Source organism: Chryseobacterium sp. CH25, assembly GCF_004119455.1.
In the GTDB taxonomy this organism is placed as follows: Bacteria; Bacteroidota; Bacteroidia; order Flavobacteriales; family Weeksellaceae; genus Chryseobacterium.
Genome location: NZ_NRQT01000001.1, coordinates 116,112 through 141,077, shown reverse-complemented (window position 1 = coordinate 141,077; position 24,966 = coordinate 116,112). Strand labels below are relative to the sequence as shown.

At 35.1% G+C, this 24,966-nt stretch carries 25 protein-coding genes and 1 pseudogene; 20 read left to right on the top strand and 6 right to left on the bottom strand.

What is annotated here, in order from left to right; translation table 11 throughout:
* The first annotated feature begins 12 nt into the window (after nucleotides 1-12).
* The 8 genes from BOQ64_RS00640 to BOQ64_RS00605 all read left to right on the top strand — a co-directional run bounded on the left by BOQ64_RS00640 (nucleotide 13) and on the right by BOQ64_RS00605 (nucleotide 5,623).
* A complete protein-coding gene (locus BOQ64_RS00640) occupies nucleotides 13-1,503 on the top strand; it encodes a phytoene desaturase family protein (RefSeq protein ID WP_129056921.1) in 1,491 nt (496 codons plus the stop codon).
* 1 nt (nucleotide 1,504) lies between these two features.
* A complete protein-coding gene (locus BOQ64_RS00635) occupies nucleotides 1,505-2,341 on the top strand; it encodes a phytoene/squalene synthase family protein (RefSeq protein WP_129056923.1) in 837 nt (278 codons plus the stop codon).
* Nucleotides 2,342-2,398: 57 nt separating this feature from the next.
* Nucleotides 2,399-2,866 (top strand): SRPBCC family protein, encoded by a 468-nt coding sequence (locus BOQ64_RS00630; protein ID WP_129056925.1) that lies wholly within the window; start codon nucleotides 2,399-2,401, stop codon nucleotides 2,864-2,866.
* A 1-nt stretch (nucleotide 2,867) separates the two neighbouring features.
* A complete protein-coding gene (locus BOQ64_RS00625; protein WP_129056927.1) occupies nucleotides 2,868-3,320 on the top strand; it encodes a sterol desaturase family protein in 453 nt (150 codons plus the stop codon).
* Complete coding sequence (locus tag BOQ64_RS00620; RefSeq protein ID WP_129056929.1) at nucleotides 3,317-4,006, top strand: lycopene cyclase domain-containing protein; 690 nt, start codon at nucleotides 3,317-3,319, stop codon at nucleotides 4,004-4,006. The genes BOQ64_RS00625 and BOQ64_RS00620 overlap by 4 nt, the downstream gene beginning before the upstream one ends.
* A complete protein-coding gene (locus BOQ64_RS00615) occupies nucleotides 3,996-4,544 on the top strand; it encodes a lipocalin family protein (protein WP_129056931.1) in 549 nt (182 codons plus the stop codon). The genes BOQ64_RS00620 and BOQ64_RS00615 overlap by 11 nt, the downstream gene beginning before the upstream one ends.
* Nucleotides 4,545-4,570: 26 nt before the next feature.
* The gene (gene ribA, locus BOQ64_RS00610) at nucleotides 4,571-5,161 is read left to right on the top strand and encodes a GTP cyclohydrolase II (protein WP_129056933.1); all 591 of its coding nucleotides are present in this window, start codon (nucleotides 4,571-4,573) and stop codon (nucleotides 5,159-5,161) included.
* A 162-nt stretch (nucleotides 5,162-5,323) separates the two neighbouring features.
* On the top strand, nucleotides 5,324-5,623 hold the full coding sequence (locus BOQ64_RS00605; protein WP_129056934.1) for a hypothetical protein: 300 nt from the start codon (nucleotides 5,324-5,326) through the stop codon (nucleotides 5,621-5,623).
* Between the two features lie 139 nt (nucleotides 5,624-5,762).
* Here the strand turns inward: BOQ64_RS00605 and BOQ64_RS00600 are convergent, their stop codons facing one another.
* Nucleotides 5,763-6,380: a Crp/Fnr family transcriptional regulator gene (locus BOQ64_RS00600; protein ID WP_228448023.1), complete on the bottom strand. Its 618-nt coding sequence runs from the start codon at nucleotides 6,378-6,380 to the stop codon at nucleotides 5,763-5,765.
* A gap of 198 nt (nucleotides 6,381-6,578) precedes the next feature.
* On the opposite strand from BOQ64_RS00600, the gene BOQ64_RS00595 reads away from it, so the two are divergent.
* The 6 genes and pseudogenes from BOQ64_RS00595 (at nucleotide 6,579) to BOQ64_RS00570 (ending at nucleotide 13,851) form a co-directional block, all read left to right on the top strand.
* On the top strand, nucleotides 6,579-8,054 hold the full coding sequence (locus tag BOQ64_RS00595; protein WP_129056936.1) for a response regulator: 1,476 nt from the start codon (nucleotides 6,579-6,581) through the stop codon (nucleotides 8,052-8,054).
* Nucleotides 8,055-8,059: 5 nt separating this feature from the next.
* Entirely contained in the window at nucleotides 8,060-11,662 is a 3,603-nt protein-coding gene (locus BOQ64_RS00590) for a response regulator (protein WP_129056938.1), read from the top strand.
* A gap of 15 nt (nucleotides 11,663-11,677) precedes the next feature.
* Nucleotides 11,678-12,040 (top strand): response regulator, encoded by a 363-nt coding sequence (locus tag BOQ64_RS00585; RefSeq protein ID WP_065394352.1) that lies wholly within the window; start codon nucleotides 11,678-11,680, stop codon nucleotides 12,038-12,040.
* A 62-nt stretch (nucleotides 12,041-12,102) separates the two neighbouring features.
* A complete protein-coding gene (locus BOQ64_RS00580; RefSeq protein ID WP_262708712.1) occupies nucleotides 12,103-12,951 on the top strand; it encodes a CheR family methyltransferase in 849 nt (282 codons plus the stop codon).
* Nucleotides 12,881-13,449, top strand: a pseudogene (locus tag BOQ64_RS00575) (chemotaxis protein CheB). The gene BOQ64_RS00580 and the pseudogene BOQ64_RS00575 overlap by 71 nt, the downstream one beginning before the upstream one ends.
* 30 nt (nucleotides 13,450-13,479) lie before the next feature.
* Nucleotides 13,480-13,851 (top strand): PleD family two-component system response regulator, encoded by a 372-nt coding sequence (locus BOQ64_RS00570; RefSeq protein ID WP_129056942.1) that lies wholly within the window; start codon nucleotides 13,480-13,482, stop codon nucleotides 13,849-13,851.
* Between the two features lie 45 nt (nucleotides 13,852-13,896).
* On the opposite strand, the gene BOQ64_RS00565 is transcribed toward BOQ64_RS00570, so the two are convergent.
* Nucleotides 13,897-14,184, bottom strand: coding sequence for a hypothetical protein (locus BOQ64_RS00565; RefSeq protein WP_129056944.1), 288 nt, complete (start codon nucleotides 14,182-14,184; stop codon nucleotides 13,897-13,899).
* Between the two features lie 134 nt (nucleotides 14,185-14,318).
* Between BOQ64_RS00565 and BOQ64_RS00560 the strand changes: the two genes are divergently transcribed.
* From BOQ64_RS00560 to BOQ64_RS00535, 6 genes are all read left to right on the top strand, one after another.
* Nucleotides 14,319-15,605 carry a cryptochrome/photolyase family protein gene (locus BOQ64_RS00560; RefSeq protein WP_228448021.1) on the top strand — a complete coding sequence of 429 codons (1,287 nt, stop codon included), beginning with the start codon at nucleotides 14,319-14,321 and terminating at the stop codon, nucleotides 15,603-15,605.
* Between the two features lie 30 nt (nucleotides 15,606-15,635).
* Nucleotides 15,636-16,664, top strand: a complete 1,029-nt coding sequence (hemH, locus tag BOQ64_RS00555; protein ID WP_129056947.1) for a ferrochelatase — start codon at nucleotides 15,636-15,638, stop codon at nucleotides 16,662-16,664.
* Nucleotides 16,665-16,728: 64 nt separating this feature from the next.
* On the top strand, nucleotides 16,729-17,409 hold the full coding sequence (locus BOQ64_RS00550) for a MarR family winged helix-turn-helix transcriptional regulator (protein WP_129056949.1): 681 nt from the start codon (nucleotides 16,729-16,731) through the stop codon (nucleotides 17,407-17,409).
* 646 nt (nucleotides 17,410-18,055) lie between these two features.
* Nucleotides 18,056-18,361, top strand: a complete 306-nt coding sequence (locus BOQ64_RS00545; protein ID WP_129056950.1) for a hypothetical protein — start codon at nucleotides 18,056-18,058, stop codon at nucleotides 18,359-18,361.
* Nucleotides 18,362-18,485: 124 nt separating this feature from the next.
* Nucleotides 18,486-20,717 (top strand): hypothetical protein, encoded by a 2,232-nt coding sequence (locus tag BOQ64_RS00540; RefSeq protein WP_129056952.1) that lies wholly within the window; start codon nucleotides 18,486-18,488, stop codon nucleotides 20,715-20,717.
* Between the two features lie 83 nt (nucleotides 20,718-20,800).
* A complete protein-coding gene (locus BOQ64_RS00535) occupies nucleotides 20,801-21,793 on the top strand; it encodes a nuclear transport factor 2 family protein (RefSeq protein WP_129056954.1) in 993 nt (330 codons plus the stop codon).
* 145 nt (nucleotides 21,794-21,938) lie between these two features.
* Here BOQ64_RS00535 and BOQ64_RS00530 read toward each other — a convergent pair whose 3' ends face one another.
* From BOQ64_RS00530 to BOQ64_RS00515, 4 genes are all read right to left on the bottom strand, one after another.
* Complete coding sequence (locus tag BOQ64_RS00530; RefSeq protein WP_129059604.1) at nucleotides 21,939-22,775, bottom strand: hypothetical protein; 837 nt, start codon at nucleotides 22,773-22,775, stop codon at nucleotides 21,939-21,941.
* Nucleotides 22,772-23,014: a hypothetical protein gene (locus BOQ64_RS00525; protein WP_129056958.1), complete on the bottom strand. Its 243-nt coding sequence runs from the start codon at nucleotides 23,012-23,014 to the stop codon at nucleotides 22,772-22,774. Before BOQ64_RS00525 ends, BOQ64_RS00530 begins: the two co-directional genes overlap by 4 nt.
* Before the next feature lie 227 nt (nucleotides 23,015-23,241).
* Complete coding sequence (locus tag BOQ64_RS00520) at nucleotides 23,242-24,504, bottom strand: hypothetical protein (protein WP_228448018.1); 1,263 nt, start codon at nucleotides 24,502-24,504, stop codon at nucleotides 23,242-23,244.
* On the bottom strand, nucleotides 24,497-24,961 hold the full coding sequence (locus BOQ64_RS00515) for a hypothetical protein (RefSeq protein ID WP_129056962.1): 465 nt from the start codon (nucleotides 24,959-24,961) through the stop codon (nucleotides 24,497-24,499). The genes BOQ64_RS00520 and BOQ64_RS00515 overlap by 8 nt, the downstream gene beginning before the upstream one ends.
* Between the last annotated feature and the right edge of the window lie 5 nt (nucleotides 24,962-24,966).

Sequence of the window (24,966 nt, the reverse complement as noted above, 5' to 3'; positions counted from 1 at the left end):
AAATAAATAACAATGAATACTGGAAGCTTAAGAAAGAAAATTGCTGTGATCGGTTCTGGATTTTCCGGGCTTTCTGCTGCCGCATATGCTGCAAAATCTGGAAATGAAGTACATGTATTTGAAAAGCATCAGCAGCCAGGAGGACGGGCAAGACAGTTTAAGACAAAAGAAGGATATGTGTTTGATATGGGACCAAGCTGGTACTGGATGCCTGATATTATCGAAAGTTTTTTCAATGATTTTGGCTGTAAAGTATCCGATTTCTTTAATCTTGTTTCTTTGGATCCTCAGTTTGAGATGGTTTTTTCAGAAGAAAAAATTTCTATTCCTGAAAAAAATGAAGATATCCGGAAACTATTTGAAAAAATAGAACCAGGATCGGCTACGCAATATGATGAGTTTATGAAGTCTGCCCAATTTAAATATCAGGTAGGAATGAAAGAATTTGTAACAAAGCCTTGTTATAACTGGCTGGAATTTGCTTCTTTAAAAATAGGGCGAAGTGCAGTACAACTTGATCTTTTAAGTAATTTCAGAAAATACGTTTCAGGTTATTTTACTGATTCCAAACTAAGATCTCTGATGGAATTTCCTGTTATATTTCTTGGAGCTTCCCCGCAACGTATTCCGGCTCTTTACAGTCTGATGAATTACGGAGGGTATGTTTTGGGAACAAAATATCCTATGGGTGGTTTTTATCAGCTTGTTCTTGCAATGAAGGAAGTGGCGGAAAGACAAGGGGTAATCTTTCATTTTAATCGCGAAGTACAAAAAATCAATACAAAAAACGAAAGGGTATCTTCCATAACAGTAAATGATGAAACATATGAATTTGATGCCGTAATCGCCTCATCAGATTACCATCATACAGAAACTTTAATCCCAAAGGTACTTAGGAATTATGATGAAGAATATTGGAAAACGAGAACTTTTGCTCCATCCTGTCTCATTTATTACCTCGGGGTAAAAGGGAAGATCCCTCATTTAAAACATCATACACTGTTCTTTGAGAACGATCTTGATGATCATATAGACTGCATTTACAAAGATAAAAAATGGCCTGCCAAACCGCTTTTTTATGCCTGCTGCCCTTCTAAAACCGATCCGTATGTATCCCCTGAAGGCTGTGAAAATCTCTTTTTGCTGTTGCCTCTTGCTCCAGGAATACATGATGAAGAGCACTTAAGAGAAGAATATCTTCTAAAAATGCTTGATAGAATAGAAAAATATACAGGAGAAACGGATCTTATTTCCAGAATAGAATATAAAAGAAGCTATTGTGTAAGCGATTTTATTTCCGATTATAATGCTTACCAGGGTAATGCCTACGGATTATCCAATACTTTATCACAGACAGCAGTTTTAAAGCCTAAGATCAAAAACAGAAAGCTCCGGAATCTTTTTTATACAGGGCAGTTAACGGTTCCGGGACCTGGTGTTCCCCCCTCAATAATTTCAGGAAAAATTGTAGCAGATGAAGTGAGTAAACTAAAAATAAAATAATATGAAAAAACTGTTTGATGAATTGTCTTACGAAGTCAGTAAGTACACTACAAAAAAATACAGTACCAGTTTTTCATTAGGAATACTGGCGTTGAAGCCTTCCATCAGACCTGCAGTGTATGCTGTTTACGGGTATGTCCGTCTGGCGGATGAAATTGTAGATAGCTTTCATGGGTATGATAAAGAAAAGCTCCTGAAGAGGTTAAAGACTGAAACTTATGAGGCGTTGGAAGATGGCATATCACTCAATCCTATTTTGCATTCATTTCAGGAAACGGTGTGTCAGTATAAGATTGACAGACATCTGATTGATCAGTTTCTGCACAGTATGGAAATGGATCTTCATAAAATAGATTATAATTCAGAACTGTATAAAGAGTATATCTACGGGTCTGCAGAAGTAGTTGGGCTGATGTGCCTGCAGATATTCACAGAAGGTAATAAACAGCAATATGAGAAGCTTAGACCCTTTGCGATGAAATTGGGATCTGCTTTTCAGAAAGTTAATTTTTTGCGGGACCTGAAAGATGATTATCAGATTTTAGGAAGGACGTATTTCCCGTCCCTGAATATGTCAGTCTTTGATAATACAGTAAAAACCCGGATTGAAGAGGAGATTGAGGAAGAATTCAAAGAAGCATTGCAGGGGATTAAAAAACTGCCGGGTTCATCCATCTTCGGAGTATACCTTGCCTACAGGTATTATCTTTCCCTTTTTGAAAAAATAAAGAAAACAAGTTCACAAAATATGCTTCAGCAAAGAATAAGAATTGCCAATTCGCAAAAGCTGTTGGTTGCATTCAAAAGCTATATCCGTTACAAATCTGCTTATTTCTAACAGTAAATTCCGGTTTAAAAATGATTTTTTGGAATGTTTAACGATCAATAAAAATAAATGATGTACAGATTATACAGAGAGCAACAGTTGAATTGCAGTATTGAAAAAGCATGGGATTTTTTTTCATCTCCTCATAATTTATCGGAAATAACTCCTGAGAGTATGGGGTTTATAGTACTTTCCGATGTAAAGGATAAACCTATTTTTAAAGGAATGGAAATAGACTACACAGTTTCTCCAGTGCTGGGAATTCCGTTGAAATGGAAGACCATTATAAGCCAGGTTGATGACTATAAAAGTTTTACAGACTTTCAGAAAGCAGGTCCATATAAGCATTGGAATCATTTTCATGAATTTATTCCTAATGAGAATGGAGTACTCATGAAAGACACCGTAGATTATGAACTCCCGATGGGGATGTTAGGTAAAATGGCCCATCAGTTATTTGTAAAAGAAAAGCTCAGAAGTATTTTCGATTTCAGATATAGGGTTTTGAATGACCTTTTTAATAATAAAGATCATTAAAATGAATGTTATGATCGTTTTAGGTGTATTTATTTTAATGGAAGGAGCTACCTGGCTGATCCATCGCTATATTATGCACGGCTTTCTGTGGTTCCTGCATCGGGATCATCATGATCATAGCCATGATGGGAAACTTGAAAGAAATGATTGGTTTTTCTTCATTTTTGCAACTCCTGCTATTGCTTTATTATACCTGGGAGTACAGCAGGATTTTAGTTATTGTTTTTTTATTGGTCTGGGAATAAGCCTTTACGGAATGGCCTATTTTTTTGTGCACGACATTTTTATCCATCAGAGGGCAAAAGTCTTTACCAAAACAAAGAATCCCTATTTCCTTGCGATAAGACGGGCCCATAAACAGCATCACAAACATCTGGGCAAAGAAGATGGAGAATGCTTTGGCTTTCTGTGGGTTCCTGTTAAATATTTTAAAATGTATTTTTATAAAAAATGATGCCTTATACTTACATATTGATTAACTTTTCCACTGTCATCATCTGCTTTTTGGCTTCTTTCGACGGAAGAATACAGTTTAATAAACTTTTTGGGAAATTTCTGCTCTCATCCACCATTGTCGCAATTCCTTTTATTGCCTGGGATATTTGGTTCACGGCTAAAGGCGTATGGTGGTTTGATCTTAATTATACCTTAGGATTTAAAATAGCGGGGCTTCCCCTAGAAGAATGGCTGTTTTTTTACTGTATTCCTTTCGCCTGTGTTTTTACTTATTATTGCCTGGAAAAATATTTTACTCTTGGATGGACTGATGGTTTAAACAATCTCATTGTATTTACATCTTTCGTTGTTCTTGGTGTTGTAGGACTTCTTTATTATGAAAGAATATACACTTTGCTGACGGTAGTTGTAACGATACTTACTCTTTGTTATCTTCACTTTATAGCTCAAAAAGAATGGATAGGAAAAGCCAGTTTCGTATATATGGTTCTGATGCCCGGCTTTTTTGCAGTGAATGGAATTTTGACAGGTTCTTTAATTCCTTCCCCGGTTGTTAATTATAATCCTAATGATTTTTTAGGCATTAGAATGGGAACTATACCTATAGAAGATGCTGTTTATGGCTACAGCCAGTTTTTACTCAATATTTATTTCTTTAAAAAAATAACTGAAAATGAAAAATAGAATAATTCTTACAGTATTACTATGCTGCGCGTTGTTGAATAGTATGATTTCCTGTTCCTCTATGCCTGAAAAAGCACAGCCTGTCGGACAGTTTGATGTCAATCGTTATTTAGGAACATGGTATGAAATTGCAAGATTCGATTATCGTTTTGAAAAAGACCTCGATAATGCAATGGCTCAGTATAGCCTTAATGCAGATGGAAGTGTAAAGGTAGTCAACAGCGGATATAATTTTAAAAAGAATAAATGGGTTTCTGTCACTGGTACTGCTGAATTCAGAGGTGAGAAAGATATTGCAGCCTTGAAAGTGAGTTTTTTCGGACCTTTCTATGCCGGATATAATATAGTTGCTCTGAATGATTACAAATATGCATTGGTTGCAGGTAAAAACTTAGATTATCTCTGGATTCTGTCCCGTGAAAAGACTATTCCGGAGAATGTAAAACAGGTTTTTATCACCAAAGCCCAGGAAATCGGTTATGATACATCAAAATTAATATGGGTAAAACAGGACAAAAAAAGTCCGTTCGTTAAATAATGATATAAACTTTAAAAAAGAAAAAAATGCTCAAAATACAAGCTCAATCAAAAATACCTACAGATTACGGCATCTTCACTGTATATGCATTTTCAGAAAGTGAAGAAAACTGGACTCCCCATTTGGTTTGGGTGGCAGACAATACAGATTTTACGACACCAGTAAATGTACGTTTCCATTCAGAATGTATTACAGGGGAAGTTTTTCATTCCAAAAAATGTGAATGCGGGCAACAATTGGATGCTGCTATGAAATACATGTCTGAAAAAGGAGGGGTGATTGTCTACCTCCGTCAGGAAGGAAGAAATATTGGAATCATCAACAAGCTTCGGGCTTACGGACTTCAGGAAAAAGGTTTGGATACCGTTGAAGCCAATTTGCAGCTCGGACTCCCGGCGGACGGAAGAAATTTTGATATAGCCGTTGAAATGCTAAACATTTTAGAGATAAAAGAGATCAACTTGTTAACTAATAATCCGGATAAAATTAAAGCTGTTGAGAACAGTGATCTCATTCTCAACAGCAGAATTCCTCTTGAAATTGACTCTCATGAAATGAATAAAGGGTATCTCATAAAGAAAAAGAATTACTTCGGTCATCTTTTGGAGAAGATATAAGATCTTATCTATTCAGTATAGCTTTGAATATGAGATAAATAGTTTAAATGTGCAATAAATAGCTAAAAGGTAATTTGATATTTTAAGATATTTTAACATTTTAAATATTCTTTTAGGTATAAACATTGTTTATTTATATACCAATTACTAAAATATTATATTATGAACAATTCAGATTACAACAAAGCGGAAAATGCAGTTAATGAAACAGAAAACTCTCTAAAAAATGCAGCTGATAATGCAAAATGGAAAATCAGTGAATTAGCGGATAAAGCTAAAGATTATATCAATGAAAAAAGAGAGAATGATCAGGAAGCTACACAGGAAGATTGGTTAGACCGAGTGAAATCAAATGTTTCCGATGCATGGGAAGATATTAAAGACAAGGCGGACGATGCATGGGAAAAGACAAAAGATGCCGCTGAAGATGTAAAAGCAGAATGGAGAAAGAAAACCAATTAATGCATAAGTTAGTTTAATAGTCAATGACCGGTACCGGGAGGTACCGGTCATTGTTTTTATTTGAAAAGTATATTTATGTTCTATTTTTATGGATCAGCTGGTCTTCAATAAAATGACAGAAATGAAGAAAACCAAAATTTTAGTACAATATTCTGCGGCCTTCCAACTTTACTATTTCCTGATGAGCCATTTTTTTTATCGTTCTGATCACAGTTTCAACCCTCAATCCGGTTAGATCAGCAATTTGCTGGCGGGTAAGTTCCACATGAAAACACTGTTGGCAGTCTCCGTCATGATAACTTTTCAGGTAGTCCAATAATCCTTTAAGGCGCTGGATAGGATCTGTTGAGGCCATATCACGTACCATTAAACTATTATAGTATAATCTTTGCGATAAGCAAATATTCATTTCCAGAGAAAGATCAGGGTGGGTTTTAATCATTTCTATAAAATTATTTTTAGGCAGCCTCACCACTTCTGTGGCCTGTAAACTTACCGCATTGGTGGGGTAAATTTTTTCGATAAAAAGTAACGGGTCCCCAAAACTCTGATTTTTGCCCAGGATGTTATGAATAAATTCTTTCCCGTTTTCAGTAAACGTGTTTAGCTTTACTTTGCCACTTATAATCTGGAAATAATATTGAGAATGTTCACCTTCTTTGAAAATAAACTCCTTGGGCTTATATATAACAGTTTCACCTCCGAATGAATAAAGAATCTCCACATCAATATTCATACAGCTTATTGTTTTTTTCATAGTTTGTTTTTTTTTGAAATTAGAGTGTTTTTCTTAAGATATTATAAGAAGTTTCAATCCCTGTGCCATTGATTTTTTTTCATGTAAAACGTGGTATGGAATTATTAAGGATTATCCTTTAAAAATTACTGTTTTTCGAAATATTGTGAGTATTTTTGAAGCTAAAGTATCCGTAACTAATTATTGATTTTAACTTCTATGATTTTAATTGTTGATGACAACCAAAGTAACCTTTATTCACTTCAAAAATTACTTGAATCTAAGGACTTCCAGGTCGAAACGGCCAGCTCTGGTGAAGAGGCTCTTGGTAAAGCGCTGAAAAATGAATATGCCTTAATCATTTTAGATGTTCAGATGCCCGATATGGACGGCTTTGAAGTTGCAGAAACTCTTTCAGATTACAGCAAAACGAAAGATGTACCCATTATATTTTTATCAGCAGTCAATACAGATAAAAAATTTATCACGCAAGGTTATGCTTCCGGTGCTAAAGATTACGTTACCAAACCAGTAGATCCCGAAATACTTTTACTTAAAGTAAAAACGTTCTATAATCTTCAGGAGCAGAATATTGCCATGAAAAAAACACAGCAGAATCTCGAACTTGAAGTGAAAGGACGACGGGAATCTCAGGTTACCATGAAATCTCAGCTGGATCATTTTCATCTCATGTTAGAATCTCTCCCTCAAATTGCATTTACGCTTAATGAAGAAGGAATTGTCGATTTTGTGAACGGTAAATGGTACCAATATTCTGACAATGAACAAAGTTTCCCTGAAACACATCCTGATGATCGGAATATAAAGGAAGAATTAGAAAGGTGCAGAAAGAAAGGAAAAGCTCTGGAATTAGAAATCAGAATTAAAAATATTGTCTCAGGGAAATACCGTTACCATTTGCTGAGAATAACTCCGGTATACGATGAAAATCATATTAAAAACTGGGTAGGAACATTTACTGATATTGATGATCAGAAAAAAGTAGAAAAGGAAAAAGACGAATTTTTAAGTATTGCAAGCCATGAATTAAAAACTCCTTTAACCAGTATTAAAGCATATGTTCAGCTCTTGGAAAGAAAGCTGAAACTAGATAAAGAAACTCCGGAAGCAGGGTTTGTTACTAAAGTTCAGGGGCAAATTGAAAAACTCAATACCCTAATTACTGATCTGTTGGATGTGTCAAAAATTGAAAATGGCAAACTTAAAATTAACAAAAAGCCCGTTAACCTGGAAAACGTTATCAGTAATGCGGTGGAAACGATATTACAGACCCATGATGAGCAACAGGTTAGAATAGAACGCCACGGAACAAAACCAGATATTTTAATTCCATTGGATGAGATTCGTATTGAGCAGGTACTCATTAATTTTCTGACAAATGCTATTAAATATTCCCCTGACAATAATCAGGTAATTGTGACAACATTTGTAGATAGAGAAGCTCAGGAAGTAAGAGTAAATGTAACAGACTTTGGTATTGGAATCCCTGATTTTAAACAGGATGCTGTATTTAAAAAATTCTATAGAGTAGAAGAATCATCATTGCAGTTCCAGGGAATGGGAATCGGATTGTTTATATGTGCTGAGATTATCAAGCAGCATCATGGGAGTGTGGGGGTTTCCAGTATCGTAAACGAAGGCTCTACCTTTTATTTTACTCTACCTTTAAATTAATTTTCATGCCTAAAAAAATTATAAGAAATCTTCAGGTCGGGATAGGTCTTTCTCTTCTGATTTTAATAACAAGTTCAGTGGCCTCATACTGGAGTATCCAGAATCAGATGAACCACCGTGAAAGTCTTTCCAAAAGCAGACGTTCAGTGACAGCCGTGAAAGATGTGCTGGTGGCGCTGCTGGATGCAGAAACGGGAAACAGAGGGTATCAGCTTACCGGAAGAGAAGATTTTCTGGAGCCTTATAAACGGGGTGTAAGAGAATATTCTAAAGCTTTGGTGTTGGTAGAATCATTGGGACTACAGGATAAAAACCAGCAGGAAAGACTGTCCGCATTAAAACTCGCAGTCAGTCAGGTGATGGATAATCTGAAAAATCTGGTAGAGAACAGACGAAGAGGAAATGTGATGACTCAGCAGCAGATTACTACGGGTAAAGCCTATATGGATGAATGCCGCAAAATTGTAAAAGATTTTGTACAATATGAGGAGAGTCAGGTTGAAATTAAAAATAAAGATTTAACACGTTCATCAGAAACAACAGTGATTTTTATTGTTTTTTCTGCACTGGCGGCAGTAGTTGTAACTGCATTTTTCTATTTTAAAATGCGCGCGGATCTCATCAGAAGAGATGAACTTGAGAAGATGCTGAGAGATAAAGATCAGGAAATGACGCGTCGCGTAAGTGCCATTCAAAAAATTGCGAATAGAGTAGCCAATGGTGATTACAGCGAGAAAGCAGTGGATAATTCGGAAGATGATCTTGGGGACCTTGTAGAATCCCTGAATCACATGACTGAATCGCTTAAAACATCTTTTGATAAAATTAATAAGAGCGACTGGCGTCAGAAAGGTCTTGCTTTACTGAATGAATCCCTGGTTGGAAATAAATCAGTACAGGAAGTTTCTGGTAAGGCTTTACATCAGTTGATTGAATATGGAAATTGTATCAACGGTTCATTGTATCTTTTTGATGAGGGTATCCTAAAACTTAATAAAGCATTTGGATTAGAAACCAATATGAAGAGAGCTTTTGATCCGGGTGAAGGAATGGTAGGACAGGCTTTTCTGAACGCTAAAACGCAGGTATATAACAATCTTCATGAAGAAGATTTTGTCGTAACCTTTGCCAGTAGCACTATTAAGATCTACGGAATAATTCTGATCCCTATTTTTGCAGATGGACATGCAATAGGAGTTATTGAAATGGGATCTACCTCCAATTTTGATGAAGACAGAATCAGTTATTTTGAGGAGTGTTGTGTGAATATAGGAATAGCACTGAATGCTGCTAAGGGAAGAGAAAAAGAGCAGCAGCTTCTGGAAGAGACTCAGGCTCAGTCTGAAGAATTACAGGTACAGCACTCAGAGCTTGAAAATCTCAATACTGAATTGGAAGCCCAGACACAAAAACTTCAGGCATCAGAAGAAGAGTTAAAAGTACAGCAGGAAGAATTAATGCAGGCCAATGCAGAGTTGGAAGAGCGATCGCGATTACTGGAAGAAAAAAATCATTTAATTGCAGAACGAAATAATGAAATTCAGAAAAAGGTAGAGGAGCTGGCACTCAGCACAAAATATAAGTCTGAATTCTTAGCCAATATGTCCCACGAATTGAGAACTCCCCTTAATTCAATTCTTCTTTTATCAAGGTTAATGGCAGAAAATCCGGATAAAAACCTTAATGAAGACCAGGTGGAGTCTGCAAGAGTCATTCAAAGTTCAGGAACAAGTTTATTGACCTTAATAGATGAAATTCTTGACCTGGCAAAAATAGAATCCGGTAAAATGACACTGGAGTACCAGAAGGTTGCAATTGAAGACGTTGTTAAAGATCTGAAAAGTCTTTTCAGTCCTGTATTTCAAGAGAAAGCACTTCCTTTCAATATCCAGATTGATTCAGACGTACAGGAATTGATAGAAACTGATCGTCTCAAAGTTGACCAGGTCCTAAGAAACCTGTTGTCTAATGCTTTAAAATTCACAACAGAAGGAAGCATTGATTTGCATATCAAAAAACACTCTCAAAAGCCTAAATTTATTGTGTTCTCGGTAAAAGATACCGGCATAGGAATCGCGACTGATAAACAGAAAATTATTTTTGAAGCGTTCCAGCAGGCTGATGGATCTACAAAAAGAAAATTTGGAGGTACCGGTCTGGGACTTTCAATAAGCCGTGAAATTGCAAAACTTTTAGGTGGAGAATTGGTGCTGGAAAGTGAAATCAATAAGGGCAGTGAATTCAGTTTTGCTATTCCTGTATATCCAGTTACTGAAATTGCTCATTCTGAAACTGAACAGGATCTGGTCGAGATTATTCGTGAAGATGTTGAAGAAATTCAAAGTATTCTTGATGAAGGGGAAGTTGGTCAGGTCAATACCTTAAAAATACCTGATGATGTGGAGGACGATAGGGATAATATCCAGGAAGGTGATAAAATAATCCTTATTATTGAAGATGATACTAATTTTGCAAAAGCATTGCTGAAATACGCTCATTTACAAGATTATAAAGGAATTGTGGTAGTAAGAGGTGATTACGCTCTTTCTGCTGCTCAGCAGTATCATCCTCATGCAATCTTACTGGATGTTCAACTTCCTGTAAAAGATGGATGGGAAGTGATGGATGAACTGAAGTCGAACTCTGAGGTGAAACATATTCCTGTACATATGATGTCTGCCCTTCATGTAAAAAAAGAAAGCCTTATGAAAGGTGCTGTTGATTTTATTAATAAACCGATAGCTCTTGATAAAATGACTGATGTATTCAGGAAAATTGAAGAAGCACTACAAAAAGGACCTCAAAAAGTTTTGATTGTTGAGGAAAACGCCAAGCATGCCAATGCATTATCCTATTTTCTGAGTAATTTTAATATTTCCTTATCAGTAGAAGATAATGTAGAAGATAGTGTAAAAGCACTTACTTCAAATCTTGTTGATTGTGTAATCCTCGATGTCGGGGCTGCAAAAGATAATGATTACCATATTATTGAATCTATCAAAAGCTATGAGGGACTTGAAAATCTTCCCATCATTATTTTTACTGAACACCATTTATCAAAAGAAGAAGAACTTAAAATAAAACAGTACGCAGATTCTATTGTGGTAAAAACAGCCCATTCCTATCAGAGAGTTTTAGATGAAGTTGGTCTATTTTTACATCTGGTAGAAGAAAAAAATGAGTCTGCGGAAAATAACAGAGGTAGAATGTTGGGATCTTTAACGGAGGTTCTGAGTGGCAAGAAAATATTGATTACTGATGATGATGTTCGCAATATTTTTTCTTTAACCAAAGCACTGGAAAAATATAAAGTTGAAGTAATTGTGGCTATGGATGGTAAACATGCTCTTGAACAAATTGATAATAATCCTGATATAGACGTTATCCTGATGGATATGATGATGCCGGAAATGGATGGTTATGAAACCATTAAGGTGATAAGAAAAATGCCGGCATTTAAAAAGCTGCCTATTATAGCGATTACTGCCAAATCGATGATTGGAGAGCGTGAAAAATGTATTACCGCAGGAGCTTCTGACTATATCTCAAAACCGGTAGATATTGATCAGTTACTATCGCTCCTTCGTGTTTGGTTGTATGAAAGTTAAACAGATAAAATTCTGATGGATAAGAAAATCTTAATTGTGGATGATGACCCACGCAATATATTTGCATTGAAATTAACCCTTAAAGCAAGGGGATATGCGGTTGAATCCTGTACTATGGCTCAGGATGCTTTAGAAATCCTGAAATCTGGTTCCTCTTATATTGTTCTGATGGACATGATGATGCCCGGAATAGATGGTTACGAGGCGGTAAAAATGATAAGAAATACTCCTGAAATCAAACATGTCCCTGTAATTGCAGTAACTGCGCAGGCAATGCCTGAAGACCGCCAGAAATGCCTGGAAGCAGGAGCCGATGATTACGTATCAAAACCAATTGATGTTGATCTTTTAATAGTAGCAATAGAAAAAATTTCATAGATGCTGGAACCAAGTATCATAAAGATGAAGAAATAGAATATCTTATCCGGGATGTTTATGATTTGTATGGTTATGACTTTTCTGGTTATAGCAGGGCTTCTTTTAAAAGAAGAGTAAATCGAATATGTCTTTTAGACAGATTTACAAGTTTTGCAGAGCTCAGATATACCATTATCAAGGATGCTGAATATCTGAAGCGCTTTGTAGAAGAAGTGACAGTAAATGTTACCGAAATGTTCAGAGATCCCTCTTTTTTTAAAATATTAAGGGAGAAAATACTCCCTCAGTTAGGTACTTATCCCCTGATCAGGATCTGGATCGCAGGCTGCTCAACAGGTGAAGAAGCTTATTCTATAGCAATTCTACTGAAAGAAGCCGGTCTCTACAGTAAGTCTCTGATTTATGGGACTGACCTAAACCCCGCGGTTCTTGAAACTGCAAGAGCAGGTGTTTTCCCTCTACAGCAGATGAAGGTTTATTCTGAAAATTATATGCTTTCTGGTGGGATCAGAGATTTTTCTGATTATTATACCGCCAATTATGACAGCGTAAGATTTGATAAAAGTTTACAGGAAAAACTGATTTTATCAACGCACAATCTTGTGTCTGATAGTTCCTTTAATAGCTTTCAACTGATTGTCTGTAGAAATGTACTTATTTACTTTGACAGGGAACTTCAGGAAAGAGTATTCAGACTTTTTGATAACAGTTTAGAGAATTTAGGTTTTCTTGCATTAGGTGCAAAAGAAACACTACGATTTTCTGCTATTGACAAACATTATCATCAGATTGAAGATCAGAAAATCTGGAAAAAATTGACCATCACTAATATCTTATACTATGAAATCACCAATCAGTACGAGATTAATTGTGATTGGAGGATCAGCGGGAAGCCTTCAGGTAATTATTGAAATGATTAAAAACCTGGATGATAATATTCATATTCCCATTTTGCTGGTCATCCATCGCAAAGCACAGTCCGGAGATATTCTTAGGACTTTACTGCAACAGTTTACCAGAATATCTGTTGTAGAGGTTGAGGATAAAACACAGCTTGAAGACAATACGATATATATTGTTCCTGCCGATTATCACTTATTGTTTGAGAATACTAAAATGATGTCTTTAGACAGTTCTGAGAAAATGAATTATTCGCGTCCTTCCATAGATGTGACATTCAGGTCTGCAGCAGAGATTTACGGTGAAGATGTAATTGGTGTTCTGTTGTCGGGAGCTAATGCTGATGGAGTAGAAGGGTTAAATTATATCAAAAAAATAATGGAAAAGTATGGATTCAGGATCCTGAATCCGCAGAAGTGGAATACATGCCCAGACATGCTATGGAAGAAATTGATTATGATCTGATTATTAAACCTGAAACTTTAGCGAATTATATAAAACAATTATAATATTTAAGAATATAAATAATCATAAACAATATGAGTAAAAAGAAAATTTTGATATTCGATGATGATACGGCGATCTTAGAAGTTATTACCATCATATTTGAAGAAAATGGATATGAAGTTAAAATCTCAGAAACATCACATGATATTATTGAGAAAGTAGCAGATTATCAGCCCGATGTTATTCTCATGGATAACTGGATCCCGAATATAGGAGGTGTAGAAGCTACAAAACTTCTTAAAAGCACGGAAGAATTTAAACATATTCCGGTAATTTATGTCACGGCTAATAATGATATCGTTTCCTTAGCATCAGAAGCACAGGCAGATGATTATGTTTCAAAACCATTTAATTTAGATGATCTTGAAAGAATGGTGGAAAAACACATAAAAGAACAGGTCTGACAGCAGTCATGCAGCGATAAAATCTCTCAGTTTCTGAGAGATTTTTTACTTTTCATAAAGGTATTTTATAATCTGTGTTTTCGTTAATGTACGCATATTAATTCCCTGAATTAAAGAAGATAATAAGAAATAAAGATCAGGATTTTCCAAAATAATGCTTGAAAAAGTCTTGACGAGAATTAATTTTTGTGATATAATATTATGTGTAACCATATATTCATTGCTAACATTTATTTCGATATTTAAATCTTTTTTTATAACCGAGTTGAAAAACTCAGCAATGAGGTTTTGATCTTTCCTCATATCTAATCGTTCAGTTTCCAACAAGTCCATAACACTTGTTTTATTCTGCTTATAATTTCACAAACTTTATGCCGTAGATTATGTGGCGTATTAATATACTATTTGTAATTATTATTAGTATATTTGTATTGTAATATAAAAGAATTATTTTAAAAGATCAAATCATGAATAAAGTGAATATCTTTTGGTTCCGGAGAGACCTCAGACTGGAAGATAATACAGGACTTTATCATGCACTTAATACAGGTGTAAAGGTTGTTCCTGTCTTTATTTTCGATACTGATATTTTAAACAGTCTTCAGAATAAAAGTGACAGAAGGGTTGACTATATACATCAGGCTTTACAGTACATTCATAAAGAACTTAAAAAGTATGGTAGTGGACTTCTTGTTTATTATGGAACTCCAATAGAAGTCTTTAAAAAAATAATCAAAGATTTTAATGTAGATAGTGTTTTTTGTAATAGGGATTATGAACCGCAGGCTATAAAAAGGGATGGTCACATAGCTGAGCTCCTTCTGAATTATCATATCAAGATGGAGGATTTTAAAGATCAGGTGATATTTGAAAAAAATAATATTCTGAAAAATGATCTTTCTCCATATACTGTTTTTACCCCATACTCTAAGAAATGGAAAGAAAATCTGAAAAATATAAAAACGCTTGATATAAACCGGGATCAGTTTGCTGATTATAATGGACCTTCGGATATCATTTCGTTAAAAGAAATTGGATTTAAAAAGTCGAATTTTGAATTCATGAAACCTGAACTCAATAGCGATATAATAGATTCTTACGGAGATTACCGCGATTTCCCTGCAATGGATCATACCACCCATCTTGGTGCAGCATTGCGCTTTGGAACCATTTCCATTCGAAAATGTGTTCAATATGCTGTTAAACATAATGATACCTGGCTTAATGAACTTATCTGGAGAGAATTTTTTATGCAGATTCTTTATCATTTTCCGAGTGTTGTTCATCGGTGCTTTAAAACGAAATACGAGCATATTGGCTGGAGAAATAACGAAAAGGAATTTAAGGCATGGTGTGAAGGAAGAACAGGATATCCCATTGTAGATGCTGGAATGAGACAACTTAATGAAACAGGATTTATGCACAATAGGGTAAGAATGATCACAGCCAGTTTTCTTACTAAACATTTGCTTATTGACTGGCGATGGGGTGAAGCCTATTTTGCTGAAAAACTATTAGACTATGACCTTGCGGCCAATAACGGAAACTGGCAGTGGGCGGCAGGTTGTGGTTGTGATGCAGCACCATATTTCAGGATTTTCAATCCTTACGAACAGGCCAAAAAGTTTGATAAGGATCATTACTACATCAGAAAATGGCTTCCCGAGGATTACAGTGTAGAACCTATTGTTGAACATGCAAAAGCAAGAGAGAGAGCACTAAAGATCTACAAGGAAGCACTCACAGAATATTAGTATAATCATTCATTTATAAAATAAATAACATTGGCTAAAAAAGGAATTTTATTAATCAATCTTGGATCACCGAGGTCAACAGCTGTAAAAGATGTAAAGGAATATCTGGATGAATTTCTGATGGATGAAAAAGTAATTGATTATCGTTGGATCTTCCGGGCGCTTCTTGTTCAGGGAATAATCCTTAAAACCAGGCCTGCTAAATCTGCAGAAGCTTATAAAACTGTATGGACTGACGAAGGCTCTCCACTTATTGTCATCACAAAAAAAGTACAGCAAAAATTACAGAATCTGGTGGATATCCCTGTGGAAATAGGCATGAGATATGCACAACCAAGTATTGAAACGGGTATCAGGAATCTTGTTGAAAAAGGAATCAATGAAATCGTACTCTTTCCCCTTTATCCACAGTACGCAATGAGTACCACTGAAACAGTGATTGGAAAAGCAGAAGAAATTCGAAAGAAGAAATTTCCAGATGTAAGAATAAACTATGTACAGCCTTTTTATAACCGAGATTTTTATATAGATTGTCTGGCGGAAAGTATAAGGGAGAAACTTCCTGAAAATTTTGATGCCTTATTATTTTCCTATCATGGTGTTCCTGAACGGCATATTTACAAAACAGACCCTACAAAAACATGTAATATGAATGATTGCTGTTATAAAGATAATCATCCCAGTCACGCATTCTGCTATCGCCACCAGTGTTTTAGTACAACTGAGCAGGTCATCAGAAAATTAGAATTACCAAAAGATAAGGTCATTGTTTCCTTTCAATCAAGATTGGGAAAAGACAAATGGATGGAGCCTTATACTGACCATACATTAGAAAGTATTCCAGGAAAAGACATTAAAAATATTGCAGTTGTCTGCCCGGCATTTGTTTCAGACTGTCTGGAAACTCTTGAAGAAATATCGGTTGAGGGACAAGAGCAGTTTCTGGAAGCTGGGGGAGAAAATTTCACCTATATCCCTTGTCTGAATGACGAAGATAGATGGATTGAAGTGGTTCGAACCTTATGCGAAGAACAGCTTGAACAATTTTATTTCCTCTAGTTTTGAGTATATTATTGCACGATTCTTTAGAAAATTAGGTATTTTTGTAAACTATTTAGCGGATATGAATTATACACTTATTAAAGATTATATAGACTTGTTGCAGAAGTTCGAAAATGAAACCCTTGCTTATCCTGATCTATATCCGGGAACAGTTGAAGGCTTTAAAGCCTGGATTTCTGATAATGAAAATTCAACCCAAAAAAGTCATTCTGAGGAGCCTTATTGGGAAGGGAAGGAGAATGGAAGAACACCTGAAAGTGCTATAAGTACATTGCTTGTTCATCTTAACCGGTATGCTAAGACTTATTCAAAATCCGCCATTCTGGATTCTGAATTTTCTACTCAGGAAGACTTTATTTATCTCATTAATTTAAAAGCTTTTGGTGAAATGACGAAGATGGCTCTTATCAAAAAAAATATTCATGATAAGCCTGTAGGAATGCTCATTATTACCAGACTTTTGCGTCAAGGACTTATTGAACAAACAGATTCTGATCTTGATAAAAGAAGTAAACTGATCCGTATTACTGAGAGAGGGCTGCAGATCCTGGAAAAACAAATGGAAAAGATTCGACAGGCTACTAATATTGTTGCAGGAAATCTTACTCGCACAGAAAAAATGGAACTGATACGTATCCTTAATAAGCTGGATCGTTTTCATTATCCTATTTTTTCACGAAACATCAATTCAGAACAACTTATTAATACTGTGTATGATGAGTATACTTTTAAAATTTCGTAGAATATTAAAGTACTAATGAATTACACAGAGTTTTTAGTAGTTTAGCATGACCAATGATTAACTTGGAAAGCCAACACATACTGTCTTATAGTATAATGCATTAGATTGGAAGGTTTTTAGTCAAAATATTTATTAAGCCGACATTTGTAAAAGTGTCGGCTTAGTTTTTTAATTATTGCACAGGGGGCCTTACCAATAGGTACTACTTTTATATTAAAAATATCTTGATGATTGCGTGGGGCTAACATACGAGACCACACTTTTTTAAGAAAATGGTGTATATTCGAGATTTACTTTAGAACATATTTAATTTACATTTATGATCTCTGCAGTGGCTATTGTAGCCATCAAAGAGCTCCCCTATAAGAACTATTTGACCATATATCGTTATGATGTGAAAAAGAAGGGTTGTACTTAAAAAACTCAGGCCAAATATTACGAAAATCAAAATAGCTACTGAAAACAAACTGTTTATAGAATTGATGACTAAGGTATGAAAAGACAGAGTTCTTTATTTAGAAGGATTTGTACAGGCGAATTTCTTGTAAAGGGAGACATTTACTGCAAAATATAACTTATTGATTGCTAAATATGTAATTTAACTGAATTACTCTTTTAATTTATGTTCCAAAACAATAATTTGAGCATGGAAAGAGTAGAAATAAGTAAAATAACTGTTGAAGAGCTGACTGAGCTTCTCAAAGCTGATAGTGTGAAGGTTAGCCTGGAAGAGGCTGAAATGGTTTTAGTATTTTTATATTCAATTGCCAATCTTGTTATTCGTGAAAAATTGAACTTTGAAATAATTCCGCAAAGCCTGCAAAAGTTGCCGCTACGCGGTAGTGGGCTTTATCTAATGGAAGGCAAAGTAGTAGTGGATTACGATTGTCCGGCCATAGAAGTACACCGTTGCGCGAAGATGCCGCTAAAGCCAGATCCGAGAAGTGTGTAGGGTTTAAATTTTTTACATTTATGCTTGTCCTGCAATAGCAAAACCCGTATCTTGGAAGTGTTGATGTATTGCATATCAACTAAAAAACTTTTACCCAAAACCAAATTAACAAGCATCATTTTCAATGAATCAATACCAAATTTTTTCCAGACCAAGACATTTACGTTATATATTTTTTATTGATATCAATTATTCTTTTGAAAAACTTATAAAGCTAGTCCATCTTAACCAAAGGCAATGGGGAGGGAGGTGTAATCCTATAGTCCCTGTGAAAGATGGGGCAATCGTAGAAGGTTATTTAGATGTAATAAAATATTATGATCCGGACTATATTTTTTATTCAAATGATGTAGATCCGGAGGTTATACAAAAACTTTGTTTTTTTAACCCGGTAGGATATTATAATCTGGACAAAGAACCAAGAGATGAAGATATCTTGGGGGTGGATGCTTTATATTTTGTATCGCACTTCGACCATCATTATAGCATCCTTATGCCTGAAGGTTTATATAGAACAGGGAGCCCTCTTTTGGAGTTTTATCAAACAAACTTTGGCTTAACTTCTAACGTGTCAATAGGTGAAGATAAAATAGCAAAACACTTGAACCAGATAAAAATAACCCCTGATAATTTTTCATCGCTGAATAAAATTATTTATGAGCATAAACCTATCTTCCAATCACTGTTATCTAAGCGAAACTTAAATACAAAAATATTAAGGAGCTGTGGACTTGCCCGCTACGATTCATCTGAAATTGTAATAGCAAAAGATAAAACAACAACTGTCGATTTACTTTACTATTGGAACCGGCAACTATTTGAATGCCATCATGTAATATACCTTACTGTTGATGAACTGTTGTTACTGGCTACAGACAAATATTTTGGAGCTATACTTAGTGATTTAAGCTGGGATAATGTTATTGAAATTGTTTCTTTCACACTTCCTAAAGAAGAGATTGAAGAGCTTATAAAAGAACATTTAAGACCAATAATCACGTACAAAAGCATTCATCATAAAGAGGTATCAAATTTTCCGTTTACCGTAATGGACAATAAAGGTTTACATGAGCGAGAATATGGAGAGCAGCCTGTAATTCAAACCCTTTTTTCCGAAGATAATTTACTTTTTATCCCCTCACTGAGTTTTACTGAAAAAGTAGGTTTTTATCCTCAGAAATGGGCCATTGACATTGAAATAAATCAATTGAATAAACCGGGCAGGAAATTACTTCAGTTTCCATTGACTACTGATACACAGTATATAGTAAGAGCGGAAACCGGGAGGATTAACAGAAACCGAAATATTTCTTTTTTTGTCCATAATATGCAAAACGATCCTGGAACCGTTGAAATGAATATTCCAGATTTTAACCTTCTTTTACATCAATTGATAAAGCATCCTGTTTTTCAGGGAACCGAGTCGAAGACAAAATACATAGAGATAGGCCCACATGATAGTAGCAATCGGATGAATTCTTTTATCCGTACTTTTAATTCTGATTTTAAAACAATTGACAGTTTTTTTAAGGATAAATTTTGGGTAGATATTTTTGAAGGTTTATGCACCAGTGAAAAGGCTGCCGGTGATTCGATTTCCTTTCAGGATATATTGACGTATTGTATCAAGATATATGAAGAAAATATTGCACCGCTTGGCCAAAAAGAAGATACCCTTACAAATGCAGAAAATTTAGGATTGGGGCTACAGCAGCTGCTAAAAACATTATGTGAACTGGGTGTTTTTCTTCAGGGTTTTAGATTAAAATGTTCGTATTGTTCTTCTATATTCTGGTATCATTTAAAAGAAGCAAACAGTAAAATTAACTGTAAGGGATGTTTGGAAGATTTTAATATGCCTGTTGAAGAGGTTTTTTCATACAAACTAAATGACCTGATAAAGAATAACATATTCCAGTCCAGAACACAACGAGATGGGAATCTTACTGTTATCAGAACGCTGATACACCTTGGTTTACGTAGCCACAAATCATTTGCATACAGCCATCAATTAAATCTTTATGATGATTATCGAATCAGAAAACCTGCCAATGAAATAGATGTTGTGGCATTGGTAGATGGTAAACTGATTATCGGGGAGGCCAAACATAACAGTAAAGAATTTGGCGCTAACAGTAACAAATCCTTAAACTCCCTTATTGAAGTTGCGAAAGATATACATCCTGATAAACTTATACTTTCCTGTTATAAAGATGAGCAAGACAAACTTGATAAAGCACGAAAATATTTGGTACACCATTTCAGAAATGATGATTATGCTCCTGAAATAGTGGCATTGCTTCTGCATGAACCGGATTACGTTGAATTAGGCGGAATGAAATATTTCTATTATTAAAAGTGGCCGGCATAACGCCGGCTTTTTTAATAACGGTCTTATTTGTAAATTGGCAACCTCCCAAAAAATACTAAATCTACGCCATGATAAAAACCGAGATCACCATTAACATAAACCGAAAAGCGGATATAGAACAGATAGAACAGAAAATTATCGGGAGCCAAATTCAGTCGCCTATTTTTGTCCGTGAGTATGAACATAGTTATCAAATAGACTTTACCAGCGATTACGAACAATGGGAACTGGACAATGCTATACTGGAGTGTTTTCCCGGATATGCCTACACATCAGGTCTTGAAAGAGGGCGTAAAGAAATCAGGCTTCAAATATCCCGCTATCAATCTCCCTATTCAACAGATGGTTGGGGAAGACAAATTGAAGATCCTGTAAACCAAACAAAATATCTTGTCAAAAAAACGGTTGAAAAACCCGAGAGATTCAGCCCCGAAATCAAAGTTTTATTTGGAGATGAAGCGCAATATTATTATGTGAATATTATAAATGGCGTGAAAAAATCAACCGATGAACGGGGCGTTTTATTGATAGATGATTTTAAAACAAGAAATGAAAATACCAACGCGCCCTTTTTTAATGATAGGCTTTATCCATCTCCTCATGAGGCTTTTGATTCGGCGTACTATAAAATGCAGGATCTGGTTGAAGCAGATTTTAAATTTTATCTGGAAAAGAAAAAGAAGGAAACAACGGCGATACAAAAGATTCCAAGAAAAATTATCAGGGATTTTATAAAAGCCTGTAATAATGGTGACATAGACGAGGTTTTAAAAAAACTTCATGAAAATATGTCCTTTGAAAAATTGCTGAACCACAAAACGACAATCAGAATTGATGGAATGATTGAATTCAAAGAATACCTTCGATCTCCCGATCAACCATTATGTGGAAAGGATTTTACCATCCGGTCGTCCTGGCATTTGGAATTGCCAATTGTAAGCATTAACCTGCGGTATTTTCCAAGGGCTACGGGGCAGGAAATAAATCCGGTGCAAAAACACCTGCACATACAGTTTAAATTAGAGGATGGTAAAATTATCAGGATTATAGTTGCGGGTTAGGATACACATATAAAAAGACAATCTCGTTCACAAGAAGAGATTGTCTTTTTTGTAAAAGTGAAATAGCTAAATTGAAATCTTTTTGAATAATGTGTAATAATCCTTTTACTTCTAAGGTATACCTGACCTTGCTTATTTAATTTAATCAATATTTTATTTTTGCGGATAACTCTAAAGTATGAACGTATTTGTATCCTGGGTTATCGTTTCCGTATTTATGTGAAAGGCCAATATATGTATTCTTAAAGAGCTGCCTGTCAACGGATGACTTTATAAGTCCGGCGAAATTGTCTGTTGTAAGTTGCTGAACATCTGACGCTATATAGTAGTAATTTCCTGCTACTTTGAAAATCCAGGTCTCTTCATTTTGTGCGTTTAAAATTCTTGTTTTGTAGTCTATCAATAATCCCGCTGTTGAATATAAAGCACCGGTATCATTAATTTTACTGTGTCTGTAACCGAGATTTGAAAATCCCCCAAAAGCGATTGAATGAACAGATTGAACATAAGTATTTTCAGTTGCGTCTTTATGTTTTTGTGATATTAGGTTAGCCAATAACTTGAGTTGGCCAAAAACTAATTTTTCTTGAAAAAGCTTATCTGAATTATATGAGGGATTAAATTCGATTGCTTTATTCCAAGCAGATGTCCTTAAATTGTCTTTACTTTTCCATTTCTCTCCATAAAATGCCTTCCCCATATTTATTTGAACTAAAATATTGTTTTCAGATGAAGTAACACCGTCACCAATATTCACATCTGAGGTAGGCAGGATGTAGAAATTATCATGGTTAAAAAGTAAAAATCTTCCTTTTTTTTCATCAATTTTTTCCGTCCTGTTAAAATCAAATGAAAAAGTTTGGACAATTTTATTTTTTTGAAAATCGTGAGCTGCACCGACTCTAATAAAGTCTTGTCCAAAAATTTTATTGGTTAAAATGATGGGCAGCACAAAAAAACTGAAAATGATTTTTGATTTCATAGCAGTACATATTTTAAGATTTTCAAAATATCCTCTCCGGTCTTTAATTTTACAAACATATCATTTCGCAATTGTGTGGGATTAATATTTCGCCAAGCAATGCAGATGTCAGCACAAAAATTGTCTTTAAACTCCGCAGCAATATAGTTGTCCTTTATTGCTCTTTTAAGGTTTATTTTTGTATAATCTAATGGGGTGTAAGCAGCAATGATTTTCTGCAATTTTTCTTCGTTTGTCATGGTAATAGTGTTTTAGTTATTTGTTTAATCTTTAATATATTTACACGGGTATGTCAAGTGTATCTTGGTTATTATAATGCTCTTACCGCTATACAGTCTAGGTTTTTCTCAATGGCAAATTATTTAACCGGTTTTTGAATTTCTACACTTTGTTCCTTTTTTATCCTGCCAAAACATCAATAGGGATATATAGGCAATCAGTTTACCGACCTTTATTTTTTCTGATACTAATTAATCTTTGGATAGGCGCCTAAGGTAATCTGTACTCTTTGTTCCTGATAAATGTTTGGGTTTACTGTTGGGGTGATTAAGGTAAGATACGTTTTATCACCTGGTTTATAATGGCTCAGCGCATCCGTAAAAGTCTGGCCACTATAAACGGAATAGGATCCTATTTTTGTCATTAGAGTTCCCGGTGTAATATTATTCTGATGTAAAGCACCTCCTGTAGTAATGGGGCCCAAAATAACGCCATTGACAGGTTGTATAATAACATTTCCAAATCCATTTGACATATACAAATTGTTTTGGAAAGAAATAACATCTACTATACCCAGAGAGGCTCTAAATTGCACGTCTTGTGAAACTATAACAGGTTGGGTGACGGCGTGCTGAAGCGTGATCGTCCGGGTTTGGCTCCAATTCGATACCAGATTTGTCATTTCACTGCTGTTTAATACTCTTCGGAAGGTATTATTGCCGCCCCCTGAATAATTTCCCCATCTTATACCATTGGCAATAAAACCGATGTAATCCTTTTTTCCTAAAGCAGCAACAGCCTTTTCTATGTTGGGCGCTAAATCAGGATTATTGTTTTGTAATGACTCGACTAATTTCAAATGTAAATTTTCCAAAGTGGTATTTCCTTCAGCTTTTGCTTTTGCAGCAGAGTTAATATGGTTTTGTATTACTTCCGTCCGAGATAAAATAGGGAAAAATACGCTTTCAAACTCTTTAATCATTTGGTCATCGGCATCATACATTTCGATAGTTGTATTGGCAATACTATTACTTGTATTTTGTTGGGTTACCTGTTGATCAAAAGAAGATTTGATTGATTTTTTACTACTACCAAATCCTAAAAACGACCAGCCGCTTGACTTTTGGCTAACACTACTTTGATAGGCCTCATCCAAAAACTGGTTCACAATAGCAGATGCATCTATATGTGCATTGATGTAACTACCTTTAGAATCTCTAAACTTATAGCTAATTAATATTAACCCATTGCCATCTGCAATTAAATTTTTAACATACTCCGTAGGGTAGTCAATTGTGATATCACTAAGCTTGCTACCAGTAGCAATCCATGTATTTGGAATCCGTTTTGTATAAACAACCTCACCTCCCGCCTCAACAATTATTTCTAACTCTGTTGGAGATATTATTTGAGCCTTATAGTTTGCATTATAATCACTAATAAGCTGCTGTTGAGGATTAAGTACATCACTTTGATACTTGGTCGCTGTTGCAATAATCTGATTATGCAATGGAGTGCCGGGTAAAAGTAGGGGGGTAATATAAGGGACCCCGGTAACCACATTTCTTACCATATCGGGAGCATAAGCCTGAATGGATGTATTTTTTTATTGCAGCAATAATGCCTGCTTTTTGCGTTTCATTGGGTAACGCGAGATCCTGAGTTACCGAAATAATCATTGAACGTATATTTTCATCACCCTGATAGGTTTCCCGCCCTTGTTTATCAATAAATTTAATTTTATTTAAATCAAGTTTGAGAACAGGTAATATAAATATTCTGGCGGCCGTACCTTTTGCCACATTTTCATAAAAACCATGAGTGGTGTACGGATAGTATTTACCTTTATTGTCAATAGCAATAAAATTTTCAACATCGAATCGGTTGGAATTTGGGGTTACCTGTGAATGAATGGTGTTTAGGCATAGAAAAGATAACACCAATGCGGTAAAATAAATATTTTTCATTTGAT